Genomic DNA, 16,833 nt, shown 5'->3' on the forward strand with positions numbered 1-16,833 from the left:
ACCAGTCTGCGGACTGGTGCGTGTGCCCCAAGGGCACACAAGTCAAGGTATTTTCGCCACGCGCATGTCGCGGCGAAACTGATGAAAAATCATTTGCCCGTGGCAAAATTCTATGCAAGGAGGCCCTTTGTGTCATGAAGCTTCTCGTCGTCGGCGGCGGCGGCCGCGAACATGCGATCATTAAAAAGCTCAAGGAAAATCCCAGTGTGGAGACCATCTATGCCCTTCCCGGCAACGGCGGCATCGCCCAGGACGCTGTGTGCATCCCGGAGATCGGGGCCAAGGATCTTGACAAGATCGTGAACTTTGCCAAGTCCCACAACATCGGCTTTGCCGTGGTGGCGCCGGACGATCCCCTGGCCCTGGGCTGCGTGGACCGGCTCCACGAGGCGGGCATCCCCTGTTTCGGCCCCGACGCCAAGGCCGCCCGCATCGAGGCCAGCAAGGTGTTCTCCAAGAACCTGATGATGAAATACGGCATCCCCACCGCCCGATACGCCACATTCACCGACATGGAGGAGGCCCTGGATTATCTGACCACCGCCCCGATCCCCATTGTTATCAAGGCCGACGGCCTGGCCCTGGGAAAAGGCGTCACCATCGCCATGACCCGGGGGGAGGCGGCCCGGGCCGTCCGCGCCGCCATGGAGGACCGGGTCTTTGGCGACAGCGGCAATGCCATCGTGATCGAGGAGTACCTGGAGGGCCCGGAGGTCAGCGTGCTGGCTTTCACCGACGGCACTGCCATCCGCCCTATGGTATCCTCCATGGACCATAAGCGGGCCGGAGACGGCGACACCGGCCTCAACACCGGCGGCATGGGCACCGTGGCCCCCAATCCCTATTACACCGCCGACGTAGCCCAGGTGTGCATGGACACCATCTTCCTGCCCACACTGGCCGCCATGCGGGCGGAGGGCTGTCCTTTTAAAGGCTGTTTGTACTTCGGCTTGATGCTGACCTCCGACGGTCCCAAGGTCATCGAGTACAATTGCCGCTTCGGAGACCCGGAGACCCAGGTGGTCCTGCCCCTGCTGAAGACCGACCTGCTGACCATCATGCAGGCGGTGGAAAACGAAACTCTGTCCGATTTGGATATCGAGTGGTCCGGCGGTTCCGCTGCCTGTGTCATCCTGGCTTCCGGCGGCTATCCCAGCCACTATGAAAAGGGGAAGGCCATGACCTTCCCCGCAAGTCTGCCCGCCAACGTGGCGCTCTACCACGCCGGCGACAAGCTGGACGGCCAGGGCCGTCTGGTCACCAGCGGCGGACGGGTCCTGGGCGTCACCGCCGTGGCTCCCACGCTGAATGAGGCTCTGGCGGACGCTTACGCCGCCGCGGAGACCGTGGATTATGAGGGCAAATACCTGCGCCGTGACATCGGCCGCCGCGCACTGGCCGCGATGGAGGGACAGTAAATGGTAAGACGCGTTTATGTAGAGAAAAAGCCCGCTCTGCGGCAGGAGGCCGCGGACCTTTTGAACGAGCTGCGCTCCCTGCTGGGCATCTCCGCCCTGACGGGCCTGCGGCTCATCAACCGCTATGACGTGGAGGGGCTGGAGGACGACGCCTTTCAGCGGGCCGTGCAGACCGTGTTTTCCGAGCCGCAGGTGGACGACGCCACCGCCGCCCTGCCCGCCGGAGACTTCACCGCCTTCGCGGTGGAGTATTTGCCCGGGCAGTTCGACCAGCGGGCGGATTCCGCCGCTCAGTGCATCCAGCTGATGACCCAGGGAGACCGGCCTTTGGTGCGTACCGCCCGGGTGTATCTGCTCTCCGGCGAGCTGACCCCCAGCCATGTGGAGAAGATCAAGCGCTACGTCATCAATCCTGTGGAGGCCCGGGAGGCGGGCCTGGAGCCGGTCGAAACGCTGAAGATGGAGTACGACATCCCCACCGCCGTGGAGACCGTCTCCGGTTTCACCGCCCTGGACGAAGCGGGCCTGGCCGCCCTGCTGGACAAGCTGGGTCTGGCCATGGACCTGGACGATCTGAAGTTCCTTCAGGCCCACTTCCGGGATGACGAGCGCCGGGACCCCACCATCACAGAAGTCCGGGTCGTGGACACCTACTGGTCCGACCACTGCCGCCACACCACCTTCTCAACCCATCTGGACGAGATCAACATCGCGGACCCTGCGGTCCGGGCCGCCTATGCGCGGTATCTGGCTGCCCGGGAAGAGGTCTACGGTGCGGAAAAGGCCGCCCGGCGGCCCCAGACCCTGATGGATATCGCCACCATCGGCGCCAAGACGCTGAAAAAACGGGGGCTGCTCCCTGAGCTGGACGAAAGCGAGGAGATCAACGCCTGCTCCATCCACGTCCCCGCCCAGGTGGACGGCGAGACCCGGGACTGGCTGCTGATGTTCAAAAACGAGACCCACAACCATCCCACGGAGATCGAACCCTTCGGCGGCGCGGCCACCTGTATCGGCGGCTGCATCCGGGACCCCCTGTCCGGCCGTGCCTATGTCCATCAGGCAATGCGCCTCACCGGCTGCGGCGATCCCCGCACGCCGGTCAGTGAGACCATCCCCGGCAAGCTGCCCCAGCGCAAGCTTGCTCAAACTGCCGCAGCGGGCTATTCCTCCTACGGCAACCAGATCGGTCTGGCCACCGGACACGTAGACGAGCTTTACCATCCCGGGTATGTGGCCAAGCATCTGGAAGTAGGCGCCGTGGTGGGCGCCGCCCCCGCTGAAAACGTGGTGCGGGAGCGGCCCGCCCCCGGCGACGTGGTGATCCTGCTGGGCGGCCGCACCGGCCGGGACGGCATCGGCGGCGCCACCGGCTCCTCCAAGAGCCACGACCGCAAATCCCTGCAGACGATGGCCAGTGAGGTCCAGAAGGGCAACGCTCCCGAGGAGCGGAAGATCCAGCGGCTATTCCGGGACGGCAACGTCACCCGGCTCATCAAACGCTGCAACGACTTTGGCGCGGGCGGCGTATCCGTGGCCATCGGCGAGCTGGCCGACGGCCTGGAGATCAGCCTGGACGCCGTACGCAAGAAGTACGACGGCCTGGACGGCACCGAGCTTGCCATCTCCGAATCCCAGGAGCGGATGGCCGTGGTGGTGGCCCCCGAGAACGCCGCCGCTTTCATCGCCGCTGCGGAAAAGGAAAATCTGGAGGCCTATCAGGTAGCCGTCGTGACCGAAGAGCCCCGCATGGTCATGCGGTGGCAGGGGGAAACGATTGTCAACCTCAGCCGGGAATTTCTCAATTCTAATGGTGCGGTGAAACACGCCAAGGTCGCTGTGACGTTGGCACAGGCGTCTGCGGCGGAACCGGACTGCCATGTGGATCTGCGCAAAACCGCTTCCAGCTTGAAATGCGCCTCCCGCCGGGGGCTTGTGGAGCGATTTGACTCCACCGTCGGCGCGGGCAGCATTCTGATGCCCTACGGCGGGAAGACCCAGCGCACGCCCGCCCAGGCTATGGCGGCGCTGCTGCCCGTCCTGCCGGGACAGGAAACCGACCAGGCCAGCGTTATGGCCTGGGGCTTCGACCCGGAGGCCATGAGCGCGGACCCCTATCGGGGGGCCTATGACGCCGTGACAGTCTCCCTCGCCAAGTTGGTGGCCTCCGGCGCAGACTACAAGAAAGCCTACCTGACCCTTCAGGAGTATTTTGAAAAACTCCGGAACGAGCCGGAGCGCTGGGGCAAGCCCTTTGCCGCCCTCTTAGGCGCACTGGACGCGCAGCTGGACTATGGAGCGGCGGCCATCGGCGGCAAGGACTCCATGTCCGGTACCTTCAACGATCTGGACGTGCCCCCGACCCTGATTTCCTTTGCCATCGCTCCTATCAAGGCAGGGAAAGTCATCACACCCGAATTCAAAGAGGCCGGACATCCGGTGTATTTGTTTTCTGCAGAACACGACACCGCAGAAGAACAGAAAGCAGTTTGGGCCCTGCTGTATACACTCAGCAGGACCGGAAAGGTCAAAGCCGCTTGGGCTGTGGAACACAACTTCGCCGAAGCTGTGATGAAGATGTCCTTTGGCAACCGCATCGGCTTCTCTGCCAAGGCAGAGGAGGCAAATGGTTTTTGGGACAATGCATGTGATTGGCCCGGTGCGATCATGGCGGAATTGACAGAAGACGTCGACAGTCCCTATGCTACCCGCTTCGGTATCACGACGAAAGAACCGGTCATTGCTTTGGGCGGTGACTCTGCTCTCATCGACGAGCTGCTCTCCCTCAACGAGGCCGTGCTGGAGGACGTCTATCCCAATCACACCGCCGCTGTTTCCGAAGCTGTCCCTGTGCTGGAGGCCCCTGCCGGCATCCGCTCCGCGCCCAAGATCGGCGTTGCCCGGCCCAGAGTGCTGATCCCCGTATTCCCCGGCACCAACTGCGAGTACGACAGTGCCCGGGCCGCGGCCCGGGCGGGGCTGGTCCCGGAGATCCTGGTGCTGAACAATCAGTCCGCCCAAAGCGTGGCCGATTCTGCCGCCCGCTTTGCCAGGGCGGCCCGAGAGAGCCAGATCATTTTCATCCCCGGCGGCTTCTCCGGCGGCGACGAGCCGGACGGCTCCGGCAAGTTCATCACCGCTTTCTTCCACAATCCGGCGGTGAAGGACGCGACCCACGACCTGCTGAAAAACCGGGACGGATTGATGCTGGGCATCTGCAACGGCTTCCAGGCCCTTATCAAGCTGGGTCTGGTGCCTTACGGCGAGATCATCGACACCGATGAGACCTGCCCCACTCTGAGCTATAACGTCATCGGCCGCCACCAGTCCAAGATCGTCCGCACCCGGATCGCCTCCAACCGCTCCCCCTGGCTGTCCCGCGTGCAGGTGGGCGACATTGTGAGCGTCCCCATCTCCCACGGCGAGGGCCGGTTCCTCTGCTCTCCCGAGCTGCTGGCAAAGCTTGCTGAAAACGGCCAGATCGCGACCCAGTATGTGGATCTCAGCGGCGCACCCACCATGGATGTGGACTTCAATCCCAATGGCTCTGCCTGGGCGGTGGAGGGCATTCTCTCCCCCGATGGCCGGGTTTTGGGCAAAATGGGCCACTCCGAGCGGGTGGGGTCCGGCCTGTATCAAAACGTCCCCGGCAATTATGATCTGGGACTGTTTGATTCCGCCAGGGATTATTTTGCAATTTAATTCTTGCTTTTCCGCGAATCTGTGATATCCTAGGAAAAATACTTTGAAATGAGGTGGCCGCATGGCGTACTTTTTCAGTGAACCCTCCCATACCTTCAGCGAATATCTGCTGGTCCCCGGCTACTCCTCCTCCGAGTGCATCCCCGCCAACGTCTCTCTCAAGACCCCGGTGGTGAAGTTCAAGAAGGGCGAGGAGTGCCCCCTGACCATGAACGTCCCCATGGTCTCCGCCGTGATGCAGTCTGTGTCCGGCGAAAAAATGGGCATCGGCCTGGCCAAAGAGGGCGGCATCGCCTTCATCTATGTCTCCCAGCCCATTGACCAGCAGGCCGAGATGGTCCGCAAGGTCAAAAATTACAAGGCCGGCTTCGTGTCCAGCGACTCCAACCTCCGCATCGGGGACACGCTGGCAGACGTGCTGGCCCTGAAGGAGCGCACCGGCCACTCCACCATGGCCGTCACCGAGGACGGCACCGGTACCGGCAGACTGCTGGGCCTGGTGACCAGCCGGGACTACCGTGTCAGCCGCATGGACCCCGCAACCCCTGTGACGGATTTTATGACCCCCTTTGAGAAGCTGATCTACGCCCCTGAGGGCACCAGCCTGAAGGAGGCCAACGACATCATCTGGGACCGGAAGCTCAACGCCCTGCCCATCGTCTCCAAGGACGGCCATCTGGTGAGCTTTGTGTTCCGCAAGGACTACGACTCCCACAAGGGCAATCCTCTGGAGCTGCTGGACGATCAGAAGCGCTATGTGGTGGGCGCGGGCATCAACACCCGGGACTACGCCCAGCGGGTCCCCGCCCTGGTGGAAGCCGGTGTAGACGTGCTGGTCATCGATTCCTCCGAGGGCTATTCCGAATGGCAGCTGCGGACCCTGCAATGGATCCGGGAGCGCTATGGCGACACCGTGAAGGTGGGCGCCGGCAACGTGGTGGACGGCGAGGGCTTCCGCTTCCTGGCGGACGCGGGGGCCGACTTCGTGAAGATCGGTATCGGCGGCGGCTCCATCTGCATCACTCGGGAGACCAAGGGCATTGGCCGGGGCCAGGCCACCGCCGTCATCGACGTGGCGGCGGAGCGGGACAAGTACTTTGAAGAGACCGGCGTTTACGTTCCCATCTGCGCCGACGGCGGCATTGTGCAGGACTACCATATCACCCTGGCCCTGGCCATGGGCGCGGACTTCTGCATGCTGGGCCGCTACTTTTCCCGGTTCGATGAATCCCCTACCAACAAGATCCTCATCGGCGGCAGTTACATGAAGGAGTACTGGGGCGAGGGCAGCGCCCGCGCCCGGAACTGGCAGCGCTACGACCTGGGCGGCGCGGCGAAGCTCTCCTTCGAGGAGGGCGTGGACTCCTATGTCCCCTACGCCGGCGCACTGACCGACGGCATGGCCACAACCCTGGCCAAGGTCCGCTCCACCATGTGCAACTGCGGTGCGCTGACCATCCCCGAGCTGCGGGAAAAGGCCAAGCTGACCCTGGTATCCGCTGTTTCCATCGTGGAAGGCGGCGCCCACGACGTGCTGCTGAAGGATACTACCAACGGCAATCAGCGCAGCTGATCCGAAGATATTTCCGGCACGCCGCCTTCCACTTCGCGCGGCAGCGCGTCCAAGCATTTTGCAATGCAAAATCTTGAACAGGACAGGCTTTGCCTGCCCCGTTCAGTTTCTATGCGGGGCCCCCATGCGCCCCCGGCACATGCCAGGGAACATCTGTTATAGCCCTATTGTTTATCATTTAACTTGCTAAAAGGGCTTGCTTTTTTACAGTAAAGTCTTATAATAAGAACATTACTGAATCGGTTACTTGCAATAGGAGTTATCGCGTCATGCATAGAACACCTCGCATCTTAGTCGTCGGCAGTTTTGTCATGGATGTCATCGCCACCACGGAGCGGATCCCCAGGTCCGCCCAGACCGTATATGGGAAGTCCTTTCATATGGCCCCCGGAGGCAAGGGCGCCAATCAAGCCCTGCAATGCGCCCGCCTGGGAGCGGATGTGACCATGATGGGCTGTGTAGGCGACGACCTCTTCGGAGAAAAGCTGGTGGAAACCCTCCGGACGGACGGCGTGGATACGAGCCATGTGGTGGTTCGCTCCGGCGTTTCTTCCGGTGTGGGCCATGTGACCCTGGAGGTATCGGAGCACTCCGCCCAAAATCGCATCATCGTCATTCCCGGCGCCAACCAGACCCTGACCACAGAGGAGGTCGCCTGGGTCCGGGATCAGATCGGCACATATGATATGGTCCTTCTGCAGCTGGAGGTGCCTCTCCCGGTGAACCGGGCGGTGGCCCGCTGGGCCAAGGAGGCAGGGGTACCCGTCATGCTGAATCCCGCCCCTGCCACGGACCTGGACGACGAGCTTTTGAGCTTGGTGACCTATCTGACCCCCAATGAGCAGGAGGCCTCCATGGAGACGGGCCTGCCCCTGGGCATGGATGAAAACGGCCCCCTGCGGGAGGATCTGCAAAAGATCGCCGCCGCTCTTTGGAGCAAGGGCGTGGAAAACGTCATCATCACACTGGGGGGCAGCGGCTCCGCCGTGGTGAAGGCGGATACCATCCAGTACATTCCCTGCGTCCACATGGACCATGTGGCGGACCCCACCGCTGCGGGGGATTCCTTTGTGGGTGCCTTGTCTGTGGGGCTGACTGCCGGACTTTCCCAGGAAGCCGCGCTGGCCTTCGCCAGCCACACTGCCGCTATCACCGTGTCCCGAATGGGGGCGATGCCCTCCCTGCCCACGCTGAAAGAGGTCATCTCGCTGCTGAAGGAGCGGGATTACCGAGGCTTCGACCTGTCCGCACTGGATGTACTGCAATAAAGAGAACCGGCGCCGGGATCTCCCGGCGCCGGTTTTGTCAGAAATTTGCAAGAGTTTTGTCCACTATTTTGTCAGGATCCTCTGCTACATTGGCTTTCAACAAAGGAGGGGGCTAGTGAACTATCAACAACTAAGCAAAAACGATTGCGGATACCGCCGGACCGTGGTATCCTGTGTATGAGGTGAACGGCATGCGGATCCTGTGTTTCGGCGATTCCAATACCTATGGTTACGATCCCCGCTCCTATTTGGGAGACCGCTATCCGGCAGAGGTCCGTTGGCCGGACCGGCTGGCAAGGACTACCGGCTGGGAGATCTGCAATTTAGGACAGAACGGCCGGGAGATCCCCGACACGGCCCCGGCGTTTCCTCCCTACGACCGGCTGGTGGTCATGCTGGGCAGCAACGACCTGCTGCGGCCAGGGGCCACCGCCGCCGGAGTGTCGGCCCGGATGGAACGGTTTTTACAGGGGCTGTCCCATGTTCTGCTGATCGCTCCGCCGCCCATGGCACCCGGAGCCTGGGTCACAGAAGAGCGGCTTTTAACGCAGTCCGCCGCCTTGGCGAGCTATTATGAGGACCTGGCCCGCCGTTTGGGCTGCGCCTTTGCCGATGCGGGCCAGTGGGGCGTGGAGCTGGCCTTTGACGGCATCCACTTTTCTGAGGCAGGACACCGGGCCTTTGCCAAAGCGCTCCAGCTCGTGCTGGGATCGCTGGGCTGAAACGGGACCGTTGACATGCCATGGCGCGCCAACCCGGGCAAAGCGTCATGGGATCTCCCGCTCTTGGTCATACCGCCGGCATGTCTTGCCTTGGACAGATATACATGATACAATCAGAATAGAAAGGTCCAATTTGATAAAAGGGGGGCAAAGAACATGCAGGTCATTTTGGGATTGGGGATCTTATGGACACTGTATGGGATCGCGGGCATCGCGGGATTCCAGGTCATCGATGAAGCGTACAAGCACCGCGACTGGACTGCAGACTATATCCGCATGCGGGGAATCTCATGGCTGATGCTCGGGCTCCCGATGCTGCTCCTGTATTTGTTGGTAAGCGGCAGGGACCTCAACAGGCTCTTGATGTGCCTGCTGATCCTGTTGTGCGGGACCCCCTCGCTTATATACACCGTTGTGAAAGAACGCGCGTACAAGCGTCTGCTGAGGGAAGAAGCGGACTGCTGATCCCAGCTTGCCGAGAAGTCCTTCCCGAGAAGGGTCCACCTGTTCCCGTATTTGCCAAACGCTCTTCCAGTTCAACATTCGGTGATACCAATCTGATTTAGCGCTTATAACAATCTTTTTCATCAATATAAAAGCCCTTCCACGGTATTTTCCCGTGGAAGGGCTTTTCTTACAGCAGAACATCCACTGTCCCGATCCCATAATGGCAAAACAGAGCAAGAGCTTCCGGACCGATGACCTCGCCGGAGACGGCGATGGGGATGGCCGGAGGACAGGACACTGCCGGCGCGCCGCAGACCCGGCCCAGGGCCTGCTCCACAGAAACGGTCTCCTGGGGGGCAAACAGGGCACCCCGGACGGAGAGAACGCGTTCTCCCCTCGCCAGGGGCAGGACGGGACGGGGACCGCGGGGTTTCGGAGAAACGGAACGCAGCGCGTCCGCTATGAATTGGAACGCCTCCTCATCCGTGGCCCCGGAGGCCATCAGGACCACATGGTCCTGGTCCATGTACTCCGGCTCCACGCCTCCCGTCCGCAGAATATCCGCCAGATCCAGGCCGTTCCAACCGCAGGCGGCGGCGTTGATGGTGAGCTTCAGCGGCTCATCCCCCGCCAGAGCCCAGCCCCAGACGGACAACTCGCGCTTCACTGCCGCCAGCCTCCCGGCGGCGGTTCGGATGCGCTCCGGTTCCTCCCCGGCCAAAGCCTGATTGCAGAGGTCCAGAGAAGCCAGCGTCAGATAAGAGGGGCTGGTGGACCCAAACAGGGCCAGCGCGGCCCTGGCGCACTCCGCAAAGGCCGCTGGAGCGCTTTTGGAAATGTGCAGATATGCGCCCCCCGTCAGGACAGGCAGGGTCTTGTGGGCGGAGTCACAGCACAGGTCCGCCCCTTGGTCCAGGGGGTGCCGGGAGGGCTGGAGAAAGCGGAGATAAGCCCCGTGGGCGTTGTCCACCAGCAGCAGGGTCCCCCGGCGATGGCAGACCTGTGCCAGGGCGGCGATATCTGCCATGCCGCCCAGGTAATCCGGGCTGGTGATGTAGACGGCGGCAGGAGGCGCGTCCAGTGCCGAAAGGGTCCGGTCCAGGCCCTCCGCCGTGATGGGACAGGCACAGAGGGAATCGGCTCCCTCCTCTTCCGGCCACAGCCAGACGGTCTCAAAGTCCAGCAGGGCGGCGGCGTAGACAAAGGTCTTGTGGACGTTCCGGGCGGCCGCGATGACCGGCGGCGTCCCGGCGGGGCGGTTCGTCAGAGCCAGGTGCAGCATGGCCCGGATGCACTGGCTGGATCCTTCGGTGGAGTAAAAGGTGGCCCTGGAGCCGAAGAGGGCGGCGGCATTCCTCTCGCTCTCTGCAATGATGCCCGATGCTTCGTAGAGGGAATCGGCCCCCAGGACCTCGGTGATGTCCCACTTCTCACAGCCCAGAGGCCCCTTCCCCTTGTGTCCCGGCATGTGGAAGCGGGCCATGCCCTCGATCTGGTAGCCCCGCAGGAAATCGGCGATGGGGGTCGTCATGCTTCTTCCGCCTCAGCGGCTTTCATCATAATGGCGCACTCGATCCGCTTGCGGAACAGCTCGCAGCCCGCCTCATACACGCCCCGGATGGAGCCGGTGGCGTGGTAGGCGTTGGCGGCACAGCCGCCGGAGCAATAGAACTTGGCCCAGCAGCCGGCGCACTCCGGCCGGGCATAGGCGTTGCAGGCCCGGAATTCCTCCCGCAGCGCCGTGTTGGTCACGCCGTTCCAGATGTCGCCCAGTTTGTACCGCTCCTCGCCCACGAACTGGTGGCAGGGGTACAGGTCGCCCCAGGGGGTCACCGCCATGTACTCCGTACCAGAGCCGCAGCCGGAGATGCGCTTGTAGATGCAGGGGCCGCCGGTCAGGTCCAACATGTAGTGGTAGAAGGTGATGGGCCTGCCCGCCTTTTCCCGACGGAGCATGTCCTTTGCCAGCAGCTCATACTGCTCTTTCACGATCTCCAGGTCCTCCGCTGTCAGGGCTGCCGGATCGTCCGGCGCACAGACCACTGGCTCCATGCTCAGCTCCGTGAAGCCCAAGTCGTCGGCCATGTGGAAGAGGTCTTTGGTGAATTCCGGGTTAGCGTGGGTAAAGGTCCCCCGCATGTAATAGTTTTTCCCGCCCCGGGCCGCCACCAGCTTCTGGAACTTGGGTACGATGCGGTCATAGCTGCCGTTTCCGGCGTAGTCCACCCGGGTGCGGTCGTTGATCTCCTTCCGCCCGTCCAGGGACAGCACCACATTGCTCATCTCCCGGTTGGCGAAGTCAATCACGTCATCGTCGATCAGCATGCCGTTGGTGGTCAGGGTGAAGCGAAAATTTTTGCCCCGCTCCTTTTCCACACTGCGGGCGTATCCCACCAGCTGCTTCACCACGTCCCAGTTCATCAGCGGCTCGCCGCCGAAGAAGTCCACCTCCAGGTTCCGGCGGCTTCCGGAGTGGTCCATGAGGAAGTCCAGGGCCTGTTTGCCCACCTCAAAGCTCATCAGCGCCCGGTCGCCGTGGTATTTGCCCTGGCTGGCGAAGCAGTAGCCGCAGTTCAGGTTGCAGGTGTGGGCCACATGGAGGCACAGGGCCTTCACCACGTCGCCGGACCGCTCTTTGAAGGTGCCGGCCATGCCGGCGAAGGTATCCGGCGTGAAGAGCTTGCCCGCGTCCTTCAGCGCCTCCACATCGTCGATGCAGTCCCGCAGGTCCCGCTCCGTCACGTCGGGCCGGTCCGCGTATTTTTCCAGCATGGCCGTCACGATCTCGTCTGCCGCATGGCTCTCGAACATGGCGATGATGTCATAGGCCACCTCGTCCACCGCGTGGATGGAGCCGGAGCAAGTATCCAGCACGATGTTGTAGCCGTTCAATTGATACTGATGTACCATAAAAGGGTCCTCCCTATTCGTGCATAAAAAGTGCCGCCTAGTCAGGCGGCAGCTTTTTGATCGGCGATCACTTACTTGTCAGCGTTCTCGCACTTCTGGTTGGCAACGCCGCAGCTGGTCTTGCAGGCAGACTGGCAGGAGGTCTGGCACTCGCCGCAGCCGCCATGCTTGGCGCTCTCGCACAGAGAACGGGTCTCAAGAGTCTTGATTCTTTCCATGATGTATCTCTCCATTCTGTCAGATTTCACGTCTGTTCTGGCCGTTCCAAGGGACGGCTTGATGTTCGGGTAAAATTTTAGCATAGATAGGTAGTAAAGTCAAGGGATTGCGGGCGGAGTTCCGATATGTGCTGCTGAATGACAGCTTTGCCTATTTTACCAACATACCTTGAAGGAACTCCCATCCCCATGGTATTATAATGGGGACAATCCATAGGGCGGCAAAGCCGGGGAGGATTCAGAATGATAGACCTGCACGCAATCTGGAACGTCCTTTTATTTTTGCTTATCCTATATTCTCCAGGGTTGATCTGCGGGACTCGTTTTATAAAGGCCGCCGTCAAAAGAGAGAAATCCCGCATGGTTTTGATGGGGATCCTAACGGTGGCTTTCACTGCCGCCAGTTCCTTTATCCTTTATACTGTTGTGGATTTTATGCTGAACTTTTAAACGGGATCAACCATGTCCCCGCTGTCCTCTATACAGGTAAATCTCCGGCAGGTCCTCCCATCCCGCTCCACGGTCTCGTTCCACATGGCCGCCGGCCGCACCCACACGTCCCGCTCACCATACAGCGCCCGGTAGACCACCATCGGCTCCTGGGTCTCGGAGTGAGCGGCCACATACAGCACCTCATATTCGCCGCCCTTGAAATGGCGGTAATGTCCGGGCCGGATCAGCGTCTCCTTTCGGCTCATGGCGGCGTTGGTGTAGGCCGGATCATAGGTGACCTCCTCCCCAAACCACTCCGGCGGCTGGAAGTCGGCAGCCTCCGCCTCCGTGGGGAACTCCACCTCCGCCAGGACCAGAGGCGCCAGGGGCGGCGCAAACACATCCAGTTCAATGGTATATCCGCTGTAAGGGATCTGATAGCGGTCCTTCACGATCACCGTGCCGTCGGTCTTGGCCAGCAGACGGCGGCAGGCGTCCCCATTCAGCGGAAACTCCCGCTCCTCTCGGGCCAGCAGGCCCGGTCCCTTGTAGGTCAGCCAGCCCTCGCCGCCGCTCTGCCGCACCCGCAGCACCGGGTCCGTGGACAGATAGCCCTGCTGGATGTGGCGCTTGGGATAGTCCTCCAGTTCCGCCGGAAGCTGCCGGACCAAAAATTTCCGCTCGATCTCCATACGCTTCGCCCCGCTTTTTTATCAGATGATATCAGTATACCGCAGACCGATAAATTTGGAAACAGGGAATTTGACGGAACCGGGACCGGTATGGTAAAATAGGGCATCAACAGAAAGGGAATACACGCCATGCAGCCAATTGTCAGCATCATCGTCCCGGTCTATAACACGGAAAGTACTCTGCGGCGCTGTGTCGACAGCATCCTGGAGCAGGAGTTCACTGATTTTGAACTGCTGCTGGTGGACGACGGCAGCCGGGACGACTCCGGTCCCATCTGCGACGAATATGCCGCCCGGGACTCCCGCATCCAGGCCATCCACAAGGAAAACGGCGGCGTCTCCTCCGCCCGCAATCTGGCCCTGGACCGGGCCAGGGGCGTATATCTGCAGTTTCTGGACAGCGACGACTGGATCACGCCGGACGCCACCATCTCTCTGGTCCGGGCGGCGGAAAACCGCCAGTGCGACCTGGTGATCTCCGATTTTTACCGGGTCGTGGGCGAGCGGGTCTCCCGCAAGGGGGATATCGACGACGCCGTGCTGTCCCGGGAGGAATACGCCACCCACATGATGGAAAATCCGGCGGATTTCTACTACGGCGTCCTTTGGAACAAGCTGTACCGCCGGGACATCGTGGAAACGCACCATCTGCGGATGGATCCTGAGATCAGCTGGTGCGAGGACTTCATGTTCAACCTGGAATATATCCGCCACGCCCAGCGGTTCTACGCCCTTCAGGTACCCATCTACTATTACGTGAAAACAAAAGGCTCCCTGGCCACCTCCAATATCTCCATCTCCCGGACCATCAAAATGAAGCTGATGGTCTTTGAGTACTACCAGCGCTTTTTTAAAAGCGTTCTGGACGAGGAGGAATACGAAAAAAGCCGCCTGAAGGTCTACCGCTTTCTGGTCGACGCCGCTGGAGACGGCGTGGTCCCTCCGGCTGTGCTGCCCAATTCCCAGCGGCTGGGAAGCGAACGGATGCGGATCGCCCCCGACATCCTGGCGGGCGACGGCGTACTCTCCGACACCTTCCGGGACCGCAAGCTGCTGGACTACTATCTGGAGACAGCCGCCTTGAAAAACGGCCTTTCTCTGGACGATGCCCGTCTTCTGCTGGCACTGGAGCAGCTGTCCGCTCCCTGCACCCGCAGAGAGCTGGCGGACTTCGCCGGCGTCTCCCGCGGTGGCCTGACCCTCGCCCTGCAGCGGTTCACCGGAAAGGGCCTCATCCGGATCGAGGAGGTCCGGCAGTCCAGTCACGCCCCCAAACGGCTCTCCTTTGTCTTTCTGCCGGAGGCTTGCGGCCTGCTGGATGACCTTCGGACCGCTCAGGAACAATACCGCAGCGCCCGCTATGCCGGTCTCAGCCAAGAGGATCTGGCCCAGTACCGCGCCCTGGCGGGCAGGATTCGGGAAAATATCCAGAGCGTCCTGCAATAGTAAAAAAGATCTGGCAGACAGTTTTTGCTGTCCGCCAGATGTGTTTTTCAGACCGGGGCGTCCATGGCGGACTCCCGCTTCAGCAGGCGGTATACCCGCCAGTCCAGCAGCGCCACAAAGATCAGGAACACCAGCGTAGAGCGGGAGGTCCCGATCATGGCGCAGGCGTCGTAAAATCCGTGGAGGAACACGGCGAACAAATACCCGGTCGCCAGGTTCCGCCTGATCCCCGCTTCATCGCCATAGGCCTCGCACAGCTTGGCCCGGCCATAGAATACGCCCATGAACACAGCAAAGGACATATGCCCCGGCACCGCCAAAAGCGCCCTGGGCAGGGCTACGGACAGGCCGTAGCGCATCACATACTGGATATTCTCAAAGGCCGCAAAGCCCAGAGAGACGAACACCGCGTAGACGATGCCGTCAAACCGGTAATTGAAGGCAGGATGCTCCCAAGTTCGCTGCCGCAGCAGATAGAATTTCGTCCCCTCTTCCACAAGGGCCACCACCAGAAAGGCCAGCAGGATCGTGTAAACCGGGCTGCCGGGGTCGATCATCATCCTTAAAACCGTCTCCGCCAGCCGTTCCAGAACGCCGGAAAGCAGCGCCGCCAGAACGCCCATGGCCAGCAGGGACAGCAGCAGGCCCGGCGGCTCCTTCTCCACCGTGTCCTGCCGGTAAATATAGCGCAGCAAAAACACCGCCGGCAGCACAGCGGCTGCTATGTAAACTGCCAGGATCGGCAGCAGCGGCAGTACAAAAAACATCAAGCGGCACCTTCCTTTATCATGTATCGATCTTGAGGCGGATATGCGGATTCTCCATAGCCGCGTCCCGCAGCAGCCGCAAAAACGCCTCTCCATAGCCGCCCAGTGCCGCCTTCAACGCTTTCTGATGGCATATCTCGATCTCCACATCCTCACGGCGCTCCGTCAGGCAGTCATGCAGGGCGTCTAAATTCCGGCCGTACCACTCCGGCAGCCGCAAGGCTTCCTCCAAGACCTGGTGAAGCGCTTTCCGGTCCGAGATCCCTCTCCCATCCAACACTACTTTCATGATGCTTCCTCTCCGTACAGCAATTCAAAGGACTCATAATGGTCCTCTGTGTAATAGATCAGGCCGTCATTGGAGAAAACGATCCGTTTCGCCCCCCGCTTGGAAGCGCCCAGCGTATCGATATCACACTCCGTGTAAGTGCGTCCCTCCGCTTCCGGAAGCAATCCCTCATAATTACCGAACCGGCTGCCGCCGATGCACATTCCCGGTGCGTAAGGCTCCAGAGAACCGCCCGGCCAGCCAAGCTTTTCAGCCTCTTTTTTCGTGATGAAATTATCCGGCAGATGCCCATACAGGTGGATGTACAGCGCCACATCCTCTTTGGTGGTGTATGCGCCATCCTCCGCCAGCTGCGGTTCATCGATCTGCGGTTCACCGGCTTCTGCTTCTTCTGTGCCGGTCTCGCCGGTATCGTTCCTCTCCGGTTCTTCCCGTTGTACGGTTTCACCGGTCTCCGCTGATCCCACAGGGTCCTGCCGTGGGGCCTCCGTAGACCCGCAGGCAGCCAAAGTCAGGATCACCATAAGCGCCAAACATATGCTGCTCAGCTTTTTCAAATGTTTCACAAAACCGCTCCCTATCACAAAATACTCAACACACATAAAAAGCGCGCATAGCTTTACAGGGGCCGTAAGCCAGCCGCACAAAGTACTGCTAACTTCATAAAACGTGCCGCCTCCGGTATTTCCGCTGTCGGAAAAACGTTTCCACCAGCCATTTCTTTCTCCGTACAACGTCCCATCGAAAGCATTTGACGCTCTTATAGAACGACAGAGGTGCACGGCCGGCACCTAACTGCAAAACTGTGTACTTTCTATGGGTATCCAGCATTAGTATACCGTAGACGTCTCCAATTGACAAGAGCGGACAGAAAAAGAAGCGGCAGTCCGTATGGACTGCCGCGTGTGTTGGCGTTACCTATCTTCCCGGGCCGTCACCAGCCAAGTAT

General features: G+C 61.0%; 15 protein-coding genes and 1 pseudogene. 8 read left to right on the plus strand and 8 right to left on the minus strand.

The annotated features are described in order from the left end of the window. Positions 1 to 134: 134 nt before the first annotated feature. The 6 genes from purD (at position 135) to Q0Z69_RS09825 (ending at position 9,148) form a co-directional block, all read left to right on the plus strand. Complete coding sequence (gene purD / locus Q0Z69_RS09800) at positions 135 to 1,418, plus strand: phosphoribosylamine--glycine ligase (RefSeq protein WP_298032748.1); 1,284 nt, start codon at positions 135 to 137, stop codon at positions 1,416 to 1,418. Further along, entirely contained in the window at positions 1,419 to 5,120 is a 3,702-nt protein-coding gene (locus tag Q0Z69_RS09805; protein ID WP_298032762.1) for a phosphoribosylformylglycinamidine synthase, read from the plus strand. 61 nt (positions 5,121 to 5,181) lie between these two features. Next, positions 5,182 to 6,693: an IMP dehydrogenase gene (locus tag Q0Z69_RS09810; protein ID WP_298032767.1), complete on the plus strand. Its 1,512-nt coding sequence runs from the start codon at positions 5,182 to 5,184 to the stop codon at positions 6,691 to 6,693. Between the two features lie 269 nt (positions 6,694 to 6,962). Beyond that, positions 6,963 to 7,961: a ribokinase gene (gene rbsK, locus Q0Z69_RS09815; protein WP_298032768.1), complete on the plus strand. Its 999-nt coding sequence runs from the start codon at positions 6,963 to 6,965 to the stop codon at positions 7,959 to 7,961. 191 nt (positions 7,962 to 8,152) lie between these two features. Then, positions 8,153 to 8,683 (plus strand): GDSL-type esterase/lipase family protein, encoded by a 531-nt coding sequence (locus Q0Z69_RS09820; RefSeq protein WP_298032769.1) that lies wholly within the window; start codon positions 8,153 to 8,155, stop codon positions 8,681 to 8,683. Positions 8,684 to 8,839: 156 nt separating this feature from the next. Beyond that, positions 8,840 to 9,148, plus strand: a complete 309-nt coding sequence (locus Q0Z69_RS09825; RefSeq protein WP_298032770.1) for a hypothetical protein — start codon at positions 8,840 to 8,842, stop codon at positions 9,146 to 9,148. A gap of 169 nt (positions 9,149 to 9,317) precedes the next feature. Here the strand turns inward: Q0Z69_RS09825 and Q0Z69_RS09830 are convergent, their stop codons facing one another. The 3 genes from Q0Z69_RS09830 to scfA all read right to left on the minus strand — a co-directional run bounded on the left by Q0Z69_RS09830 (position 9,318) and on the right by scfA (position 12,258). Further along, positions 9,318 to 10,661, minus strand: a complete 1,344-nt coding sequence (locus Q0Z69_RS09830) for an amino acid decarboxylase (RefSeq protein WP_298032771.1) — start codon at positions 10,659 to 10,661, stop codon at positions 9,318 to 9,320. Beyond that, the gene (scfB, locus tag Q0Z69_RS09835) at positions 10,658 to 12,040 is read right to left on the minus strand and encodes a thioether cross-link-forming SCIFF peptide maturase (protein WP_298032772.1); all 1,383 of its coding nucleotides are present in this window, start codon (positions 12,038 to 12,040) and stop codon (positions 10,658 to 10,660) included. The genes Q0Z69_RS09830 and scfB overlap by 4 nt, the downstream gene beginning before the upstream one ends. Before the next feature lie 71 nt (positions 12,041 to 12,111). Continuing rightward, entirely contained in the window at positions 12,112 to 12,258 is a 147-nt protein-coding gene (gene scfA / locus Q0Z69_RS09840; RefSeq protein WP_298032773.1) for a six-cysteine ranthipeptide SCIFF, read from the minus strand. Positions 12,259 to 12,501: 243 nt separating this feature from the next. On the opposite strand from scfA, the gene Q0Z69_RS09845 reads away from it, so the two are divergent. Beyond that, complete coding sequence (locus tag Q0Z69_RS09845; protein WP_298032774.1) at positions 12,502 to 12,708, plus strand: hypothetical protein; 207 nt, start codon at positions 12,502 to 12,504, stop codon at positions 12,706 to 12,708. Here Q0Z69_RS09845 and Q0Z69_RS09850 read toward each other — a convergent pair. Continuing rightward, positions 12,705 to 12,956, minus strand: a complete 252-nt coding sequence (locus tag Q0Z69_RS09850; protein ID WP_298032787.1) for a DUF1653 domain-containing protein — start codon at positions 12,954 to 12,956, stop codon at positions 12,705 to 12,707. The two genes, Q0Z69_RS09845 and Q0Z69_RS09850, sit on opposite strands and share 4 nt — an antisense overlap. 45 nt (positions 12,957 to 13,001) lie before the next feature. Then, a pseudogene (locus Q0Z69_RS09855) lies at positions 13,002 to 13,382 on the minus strand (CYTH domain-containing protein); the annotation flags it as partial. Between the two features lie 129 nt (positions 13,383 to 13,511). Between Q0Z69_RS09855 and Q0Z69_RS09860 the strand changes: the two are divergent. Further along, positions 13,512 to 14,828 (plus strand): glycosyltransferase, encoded by a 1,317-nt coding sequence (locus Q0Z69_RS09860; RefSeq protein WP_298032775.1) that lies wholly within the window; start codon positions 13,512 to 13,514, stop codon positions 14,826 to 14,828. A gap of 47 nt (positions 14,829 to 14,875) precedes the next feature. On the opposite strand, the gene Q0Z69_RS09865 is transcribed toward Q0Z69_RS09860, so the two are convergent. Genes Q0Z69_RS09865 through Q0Z69_RS09875 form a run of 3 tightly spaced genes read right to left on the minus strand, consistent with a single transcriptional unit; the run spans position 14,876 to position 16,450 of the window. Beyond that, positions 14,876 to 15,595 carry a PrsW family intramembrane metalloprotease gene (locus Q0Z69_RS09865; protein ID WP_298032789.1) on the minus strand — a complete coding sequence of 240 codons (720 nt, stop codon included), beginning with the start codon at positions 15,593 to 15,595 and terminating at the stop codon, positions 14,876 to 14,878. 19 nt (positions 15,596 to 15,614) lie between these two features. Continuing rightward, positions 15,615 to 15,884, minus strand: coding sequence for a barstar family protein (locus tag Q0Z69_RS09870; protein WP_298032783.1), 270 nt, complete (start codon positions 15,882 to 15,884; stop codon positions 15,615 to 15,617). Further along, complete coding sequence (locus tag Q0Z69_RS09875; protein WP_298032785.1) at positions 15,881 to 16,450, minus strand: ribonuclease domain-containing protein; 570 nt, start codon at positions 16,448 to 16,450, stop codon at positions 15,881 to 15,883. Before Q0Z69_RS09875 ends, Q0Z69_RS09870 begins: the two co-directional genes overlap by 4 nt. Positions 16,451 to 16,833 lie beyond the last annotated feature (383 nt).

The organism is uncultured Dysosmobacter sp. (genome assembly GCF_947631165.1).
Lineage (GTDB): Bacteria > Bacillota > Clostridia > Oscillospirales > Oscillospiraceae > Oscillibacter.